This window comes from Streptomyces sp. NPDC054863 (assembly GCF_053610825.1).
Window position 1 is genome coordinate 1 of the sequence record NZ_JBSGZD010000357.1, and the last position, 7,562, is coordinate 7,562.

At 70.1% G+C, this 7,562-nt stretch carries 9 protein-coding genes; 6 read left to right on the plus strand and 3 right to left on the minus strand.

The window, feature by feature from the left end; translation table 11 throughout:
• Positions 1–18: 18 nt before the first annotated feature.
• Complete coding sequence (locus ACWGIG_RS34965; RefSeq protein WP_453325727.1) at positions 19–690, minus strand: lysophospholipid acyltransferase family protein; 672 nt, start codon at positions 688–690, stop codon at positions 19–21.
• 263 nt (positions 691–953) lie between these two features.
• On the opposite strand from ACWGIG_RS34965, the gene ACWGIG_RS34970 reads away from it, so the two are divergent.
• The 3 genes from ACWGIG_RS34970 to ACWGIG_RS34980 all read left to right on the plus strand — a co-directional run bounded on the left by ACWGIG_RS34970 (position 954) and on the right by ACWGIG_RS34980 (position 3,290).
• A complete protein-coding gene (locus ACWGIG_RS34970; RefSeq protein WP_453325728.1) occupies positions 954–2,117 on the plus strand; it encodes a glycerophosphodiester phosphodiesterase in 1,164 nt (387 codons plus the stop codon).
• 84 nt (positions 2,118–2,201) lie between these two features.
• Positions 2,202–2,726 (plus strand): sigma-70 family RNA polymerase sigma factor, encoded by a 525-nt coding sequence (locus ACWGIG_RS34975; protein ID WP_453325729.1) that lies wholly within the window; start codon positions 2,202–2,204, stop codon positions 2,724–2,726.
• Between the two features lie 36 nt (positions 2,727–2,762).
• The gene (locus ACWGIG_RS34980) at positions 2,763–3,290 is read left to right on the plus strand and encodes a GNAT family N-acetyltransferase (protein WP_453325730.1); all 528 of its coding nucleotides are present in this window, start codon (positions 2,763–2,765) and stop codon (positions 3,288–3,290) included.
• 170 nt (positions 3,291–3,460) lie between these two features.
• Here the strand turns inward: ACWGIG_RS34980 and ACWGIG_RS34985 are convergent, their stop codons facing one another.
• Together ACWGIG_RS34985 and ACWGIG_RS34990 are read right to left on the minus strand one after the other, a co-directional pair.
• On the minus strand, positions 3,461–3,871 hold the full coding sequence (locus ACWGIG_RS34985) for a hypothetical protein (protein ID WP_453325731.1): 411 nt from the start codon (positions 3,869–3,871) through the stop codon (positions 3,461–3,463).
• Entirely contained in the window at positions 3,871–4,230 is a 360-nt protein-coding gene (locus ACWGIG_RS34990; protein WP_453325732.1) for a hypothetical protein, read from the minus strand. The genes ACWGIG_RS34985 and ACWGIG_RS34990 overlap by 1 nt, the downstream gene beginning before the upstream one ends.
• A 520-nt stretch (positions 4,231–4,750) precedes the next feature.
• Between ACWGIG_RS34990 and ACWGIG_RS34995 the strand changes: the two genes are divergently transcribed.
• The 3 genes from ACWGIG_RS34995 (at position 4,751) to ACWGIG_RS35005 (ending at position 7,471) form a co-directional block, all read left to right on the plus strand.
• Entirely contained in the window at positions 4,751–5,851 is a 1,101-nt protein-coding gene (locus ACWGIG_RS34995; protein ID WP_453325733.1) for a methionine ABC transporter ATP-binding protein, read from the plus strand.
• Positions 5,848–6,516 (plus strand): methionine ABC transporter permease, encoded by a 669-nt coding sequence (locus ACWGIG_RS35000; protein WP_453325734.1) that lies wholly within the window; start codon positions 5,848–5,850, stop codon positions 6,514–6,516. Before ACWGIG_RS34995 ends, ACWGIG_RS35000 begins: the two co-directional genes overlap by 4 nt.
• A gap of 97 nt (positions 6,517–6,613) precedes the next feature.
• Positions 6,614–7,471 carry a MetQ/NlpA family ABC transporter substrate-binding protein gene (locus ACWGIG_RS35005; protein WP_453325735.1) on the plus strand — a complete coding sequence of 286 codons (858 nt, stop codon included), beginning with the start codon at positions 6,614–6,616 and terminating at the stop codon, positions 7,469–7,471.
• Positions 7,472–7,562: the final 91 nt, after the last annotated feature.

The window sequence follows — 7,562 nt, forward strand, 5'->3', positions numbered from 1 at the left end:
CTGTTCGACCTCCGGCGGTCAGGCCGCCTTGGCCTTCGTGGCGTACATGTCCACGTACTCCTGGCCGGACAGCTGCATGACCTCCGACATCACCGAGTCGGTCACCGCCCGCAGCACGTAACGGTCGCGGTCCATGCCCTCGTAGCGCGAGAACTCCATCGGCTCGCCGAACCGGACCGTCACCTTGCCGGGGCGCGGCAGGCCCGCGCCGCCCGGCTGGAGCTTGTCGGTACCGATCATCGCGAAGGGGACCACCGGCGCACCCGTCATCAGCGTGAGGCGCGCGATGCCGGTACGGCCCCGGTACAGACGGCCGTCGGGGGAGCGGGTGCCCTCGGGGTAGATGGAGAACATCTTGCCCTCCTCCAGCACCCGGCGGCCGGTCATCAGCGCCGCGACACCGCCGCGCCCGCCGTCCCGGTCGACCGGGATCATGCCGCAGCTGGTGAAGAACCAGGCCATCAGGCGGCCCTTGACGCCCTTGCCCGTGACGTACTCGTCCTTGCCGATGTAGTGGACCGGGCGGTCCAGGCAGATCGGCATGATCATCGAGTCGATGAAGGTGAGGTGGTTGCCGGCGAGAATGACCGGACCCGTCCCCGGGATGTTCTCGGCGCCCTCCACCTTGGGGCGGAACATCAGGCGCAGGATCGGTCCGAGCACTGCCTTGATGAGCGCGAGACGGGACAACGGTTCCTCCGAAGTCGTGGGGTTTCAGGCTGGAAGGTCTAGGCCGACGCGAGGACCGCGCAGGTGAGGACGATACTCGCGGGTTGCCGCTGATCGCACATCGGGTTCATCAGGTGGATACGCAGTGTTGACGTGTGTTTCCACCGCGTTCCGTCCAAGGACTCCCCCCTGTAATGCGTAGCCGCCTACCATCGGGCCCCCCCATCGAGGCAGGGGACGGCTCCGCACAGGGCAGGAGCCGGCCAGGACAACGAGGAGCTTTCATGACACAAGGTGCGGAATTCGGTCCCGGGCGGCGCGCGCTGCTGGGCGCCGCGGTGCTCGGCGCCTCGGGCGCCGCCCTCGGGCTCTCCGGCACGGCGAGTGCCGCGAGCCCCGCGAGAAGTGGCCACGGTCACGGCGGACCGGCCTACCGGCACCTTCCCGTCCCGACCGTCGTCGCCCACCGCGGCGCCAGCGGCTACCGCCCCGAGCACACCCTCGGCTCCTACCAGCTGGCCCTCGACATGGGCGCCCACGTCATCGAACAGGACCTCGTCCCGACCAGGGACGGGCACCTGGTCTGCCGCCACGAGAACGACATCACCGGCACGACCGACGTCGCCGCACACCCCGAGTTCGCCTCCCGCAAGGCGACGAAGACGGTCGACGGGGCCAAGCTCACGGGCTGGTTCACGGAGGACTTCACGCTCGCCGAACTCAAGACGCTGCGGGCGAAGGAACGTATCCCCGCCGTCCGCCAGGAGAACACCCTCTACGACGGCCGCTGGCAGATCCCCACCTTCGAGGAGGTGCTCCGCTGGGCCGAGCGGGAGGGCCGCAGGCGCGGGCGCCCGGTGTGGCTGCACGTCGAGACCAAGCACCCCAGCTACTTCCGGGGCCTGGGCCTCGGCCTGGAGGAGCCGCTCGCCCGCCTGCTGCGCAAGTACGGCCGCCACAAGAAGGACTCCACGACCTTCCTCCAGTCCTTCGAGCCGAGCAGCATGCAGCGGATGGCGAAGCTGGTGGCGGGGCCGCGCGTGGTCCTGCTCGGCGGCCTCACCGACAGGCCCTGGGACTTCGTCCAGGCCGGTGACCCCCGCACGGTCGCCGACCTGGTCACGCCCGAGGGCCTGAAGTGGATCTCCGGCTTCGCCCAGGGCCTCGGCCCGAGCCTGGACCTGGTCATTCCGCGCGACGCGGCGGGCAGGCTCGGCAAGCCGACCACGCTCGTACGGGACGCGCACGCCAAGGGCCTGGTCCTGCACCCGTACACGATGCGCAACGAGAACAGCTTCCTGCCCGCAGACTTCCGCCGCGGCACCGACCCGGCCGCCTACGGCGACGTCTTCGGCGCCCTGAAGGCGTACTTCGCGACCGGCATCGACGGCATCTTCTCGGACCAGGCGGACACGGCGCTGCTCGCCGCCGCGGACTTCCGGGCGTAACGGGCGTAATCGATCCGTTACCCGTACGGGTGAGACGGGCTCCCACCGGCAACCGGCCCCGGTGGCGGGCGCGTCCCGCCGGGCATGGATCTACTGCTGCAAGAGGTGCGGGCCCTGGCTCCGCTGCTCGCCGCCGAGGCGGCGGCGGAGGCTCCGGGCGCGGGAGTCGAGGCCGCCGATCTCGAACAGGCGGTCTGGGTAAGGCTGTTGGAGCATCCGGACGGGGTGCCCGCGGAGCCCGCCGGCTGGCTGCGGGGTGCGGTACGGGCCGAGGCGCGGCTCGCCAGGCGCCGGGCGCTCCACGAGCAGCCGTACGCCGCCGAGCCGCCGGCGGCCTACGACAGCGGCCCCGAACCCGAGGTGCTCGCCGCCGAACGGCGCCGGGCGCTGCGGGCCGCCGTCCGCCGGCTTCCGGCGCGCTGCCGTCCGCTGCTGGCTCTGTTGCTGTCCCCGGCGGACCCCACCTACCGGGAAATCGCAGGGGAGTTGGGAATGTCACAAGGGAGTTTGGGGCCCATGCGTTCCCGTTGCCTGGGATGCCTGCGCAGAATGCTCGCGGCGGAGCTGGCTGAGGTTGCGCCCCCTGTGCGCAGGGGAATGGAGCCGTAGGACCGGCCGGTGGAGCGGGCGAGCAGGAGGCAGCACATGGGCACGAGCGTGATCATCTCTGCGGTGGCGGGCGAGTCCGCGGTGGCGGGCGAGCGGGACGCCGAGCAGATCCTCAAACTCCAGTACCTCTGCTACCAGAGCGAGGCGGAGCTCTACGACGACTACACGATCGAGCCCCTCACCCAGACCCTCGCGGATCTGACGGCCGAACTCGGCCGGGGGTACGCACTGGTGGCCCGCCTCGGCGACGAAGTCGTCGGTTCCGTGCGGGCGGTGGTCGACGAGAGCGGCACGGCGCGGATCGCGAAACTGATCGTGCACCCGAGGATGCGGCGGCACGGGCTGGGCGGGCGACTCCTCGCGGCCATAGAGGGGCACCTGGCGGCGAATCTCTCCGCCAAACGCTTCCGCCTCTTCACCGGCCACCGCAGCGAGACGAACCTGCGGCTCTACCGGAGCAGGGGGTACGCGACGGTGTCGAGGGAGGCGGCGGGGCCGAGGCTGACGCTGGTCACGCTGGAGAAGGAAGCGGCGGCACCTGCGACTTTGGCCGCGAGCGCGTAGGCGGCGGCGGGGGCGTGCGGTCGCGGAGGGGTGAGCTCCGCGTGAGGGGGCGGCCCCGCTGCCCAAGGCGGCCAGGGGGCAGGCGGTCAGGGGCGCGGGGAACTGCGCGACCAGCCACGACGCACCCGCGCGACGCCCCCCCCGCACGCTCCCCGCACAGGCACCGTGCGCTACCGCCGCCCCCGCAGCCACATCAGCCCGGTGACCGGCAGAATCACGGGGATCAGCAAGTACCCCGCCCCGTACTTCGACCACACCGTCGCGTCCGGGAACGCCCCGGGGGCCACCAGCGTCCACGTCCCCACCACCAGCACCCCCAGAAGCTCCACCGCACAGCACCCCAGCGCCACCCGACGGGCCGTCTCCCCGCCCCGTACCAGCGTGTACGTGATGAACGCGTAGACCACCGCCGCCACCGCCGACAGCGTGTACGCCAGCGGCGCCCGGTCGAACTCGGTCGCGATCTGGTACGCCGAGCGCGACACCGCGCCCACCGACATCACCCCGTACAGCCACACCAGCAGCAGCCCGGGCCCCTTGACCAGGCGCTTGCGCTCGCCCGGTGCCGTCTCGGCAGTCATCAGCCGCTCCAGATGTCGTACAGACGGACTTCGAGCACGGCCAGGACGACCGCGCCCGCCGCCACCGTGATCGAGCCCCACCTGGTCCGCTCGGCGAGCGACATGAATCCGGCCGCCGGCACCGCCGCGAAGGCGCCGACCAGGTACGACACGAAGATCACGTTGCCCTCGGCCGGCTTCTCGCCACGGGCCAGCTGCACGATGCCGACCACCAGCTGGGCGAGTGCGAGGACCGTCACCACGGCCATGCCGATGAAGTGCCAGTCCTTGGTGGGCTGGTCGCGGAAGGCGGCGTAACCGCACCACGCGGCGAGGGCGAGCGCGGCCACGGAGACCGCGACCGTCAGGGCGTCAAGCATGAGAAGGAGCGTACTGGGCGCTTCCGGGCATCCGCCGAGTGCCCCCGGCTCCACCGCTCGCCGTCCGTGCGGCGTGGCGTTGGCCACAGCCGGTGCGCCGGAGGCCCCGCGAGGCAAGGCGCCGCACCGCTCCCGTGTCCACGGATGGACACTTCCTGTCCGCTATTCGGACAGCGGGGATCGCCTCGTACGCCCGTCTGGTTTACTCGTTCCCATGACCACGACGAGCAGCCGCACCCTTGCGACCGAGGCGACGATGACGCCCGGTGCTCGTTGTATGTGTCGAATGTGCGACTTCTGAGGGCCCCCGCCTGAGCCTCGCGCCCCGAAGCGAGACCTGGTCCGGCCGCGTTCGTACGTCCCTGCGCCCCCCGCATGCGTACGCGCCGCGCCGCCCGCCCCGCGCGCCCCCGGTTCCCCTTGGTTTCGCCGAGCCGAGCTGTGCCGCGCCCCCGGACACCTGCCCCGTGCACCCGGCGAAAAGTTCCGCCGCGCACTCGACGACAGTGATGGAAACCCTGTGATCACCACTACTGGCCTGACCAAGGTCTATGCCTCGCGCGGCCGTGAGGTCACCGCCCTCGACGGCGTCGACCTGCACGTCCGCGAGGGCGAGGTGTTCGGCGTGATCGGTCAGAGCGGCGCCGGCAAGTCCTCGCTCATCCGCTGCGTCAACCTGCTGGAACGCCCCACCTCCGGCACCGTGACCGTCGACGGCACGGACCTCACCGCACTCGCCGGACGCGGTCTGCGCGCAGGCAAGGAACTGCGCCGGGCCCGCTCCCGGATCGGGATGGTCTTCCAGCACTTCAACCTGCTGTCCTCGCGCACCGTGCAGGGCAACATCGAGCTGCCGCTGGAGATCCTCGGCATCTCCGGCAAGGAGCGCAGCCGCAAGGCCCTTGAACTGCTCGACCTGGTCGGCCTCGCCGACAAGGCGAAGTCGTACCCCGGTCAGCTGTCCGGCGGTCAGAAGCAGCGCGTGGGCATCGCCCGCGCCCTCGCGGGCGACCCGAAGGTGCTGCTCTCCGACGAGGCGACCAGTGCCCTCGACCCGGAGACCACCCGTTCCATCCTGCAGCTGCTGCGCGACCTCAACCAGCAGCTCGGACTGACCGTTCTGCTCATCACGCACGAGATGGACGTCGTCAAGACGGTCTGCGACTCGGCCGCCCTGATGAAGCGCGGACGCGTCGTCGAGACCGGCACGGTCGCCGGACTGCTCGCCACCCCCGGCTCCGAACTGGCCGCCGAGCTGTTCCCGGTGACCGGACACGCGACCGGCCCCGGCCGCACCGTCATCGACGTGACCTTCCACGGCGAGAGCGCCGGCCAGCCGGTCATCTCGCAGCTCTCCCGTACGTACAACATCGACATCTCGATCCTGGGCGCCGCGATGGACACCGCCGCCGGCAAGCAGATCGGCCGGATGCGCATCGAGCTCCCCGGTCAGTACGAGGAGAACGTCGTCCCGGTCGGCTTCCTGCGCGAGCAGGGCCTCCAGGTCGACGTCGTGGAGGACGAAGGCGAGCACGCCGACGTACCGGAGCAGAAATCCGCCCTGGTCGAGGACCCCCTGCCGGTCGAGGACCCCCTGCTGGTCAAGGAGAACGCGAAGTGACCTGGTCCGAGATGCAGCCCCTGCTGTCGCAGGGCGTCATCGACACGCTGTACATGGTCCTGTGGGCCACCGTCGTCTCCGTCCTCGGCGGCCTCCCGCTCGGCCTGCTCCTGGTCCTCACCGACAAGGGCGGCCTGCTCCAGAACACGGTCGTCAACAAGATCGTCGGCGTGATCGTGAACATCGGGCGGTCGCTGCCGTTCATCGTGCTGCTGATCGCACTGATCCCCTTCACCACGCTCGTGGTCGGTACGTTCATCGGCCCCAGCGCCATGGTCGTGCCGCTCGCCATCGGCGCCATCCCCTTCTTCGCCCGGCTCGTCGAGACGGCCGTGCGCGAGGTCGACCACGGGCTCGTCGAGGCCGCCCAGGCCATGGGCGGGGGAGTGCCGACCGTCGTCTTCAAGGTGCTGCTGCCGCAGGCCCTGGCCTCGCTGATCTCCGCCGTCACCACCACGGTGATCGTCCTCGTCGGCTATTCGGCGATGGCCGGAGCGGTCGGCGGCGGCGGACTGGGCAACGTGGCCGTCTCCTACGGCTACCAGCGCTTCGAGACCAACTTCATGATCGTCACCGTCGTGATCCTGATCGCCCTGGTCACGGTCGTCCAGCTGATCGGCGACGGCGCCGTACGCCTGCTCGCCCGCCGCGGCCGTACCGCCTAGGACCCCACCGCCGGGACCTCCCAGAACTTTCCTTCCGCAGAGCCCGCACTCCTTGTCCGGGCGAACCATCCGCAAGATCAAGAAAGAGGCACTTTTCGTGCGCAAGAACCTCAAGATCTCCGTCGCCGCCGCTGCCGTCACCGCGCTCGCCCTGGGCGCCACCGCCTGCGGCACCGCGTCCGACCCCGCCAAGAAGTCGGCGGACGGCAAGGTCGACACCAGCAAGCCGCTCGTCGTCGCCGCGTCCCCGACGCCGCACGCCGACATCCTCAACCACGTGAAGAAGGAGCTGGCCGACAAGGCCGGACTCAAGCTGGAGGTGAAGGAGTTCACGGACTACGTCCTGCCGAACACCGCCACCCAGTCCGGCGAGGTCGACGCCAACTTCTTCCAGCACAAGCCCTACCTCGACGACTTCAACAAGAAGCAGAAGACGGACATCGTCCCGGTCGTCAACGTCGAGCTGGAGCCGCTGGCCCTCTACTCCAAGAAGGTCAAGGGCCTGGGCGAGCTCAAGGCCGGCCAGACGGTCGCCGTCCCCAACGACACCACCAACGAGGGCCGCGCGCTGCACCTGCTCGCGGACAACGGTGTGATCGTCCTCAAGGACGGCGTCGGCACCGACGCCAAGCTGTCCGACATCAAGGACAAGAAGGGCCTGGAGTTCAAGGAGCTGGAGGCGGCCACGCTGCCCCGCGCCCTGGACAACGTCGACGCCGCCGTCATCAACGGCAACTACGCCATCGAGGCCGACCTCAAGCCCGCCAAGGACGCCCTGGCGATCGAGAAGGCCGACGGCAACCCGTACGCCAACTTCCTCGCCGTCAAGAAGGGCAACGAGAAGGACCCGCGCGTCGAGAAGCTCGCCAAGCTGCTCAACTCGGACGAGGTCAAGAAGTTCATCGAGAGCAAGTACACCGGTGCGGTCGTGCCCGCCTTCGGTGCCGTCAAGTAGTAGATTTCGTACGATACTTGTCGCCCTGCGGTGCCGAAGCCCCGGAATCACGCCCGGCGTAAGGGGCGTGGGCGCGTGGGGGACCCCCCAC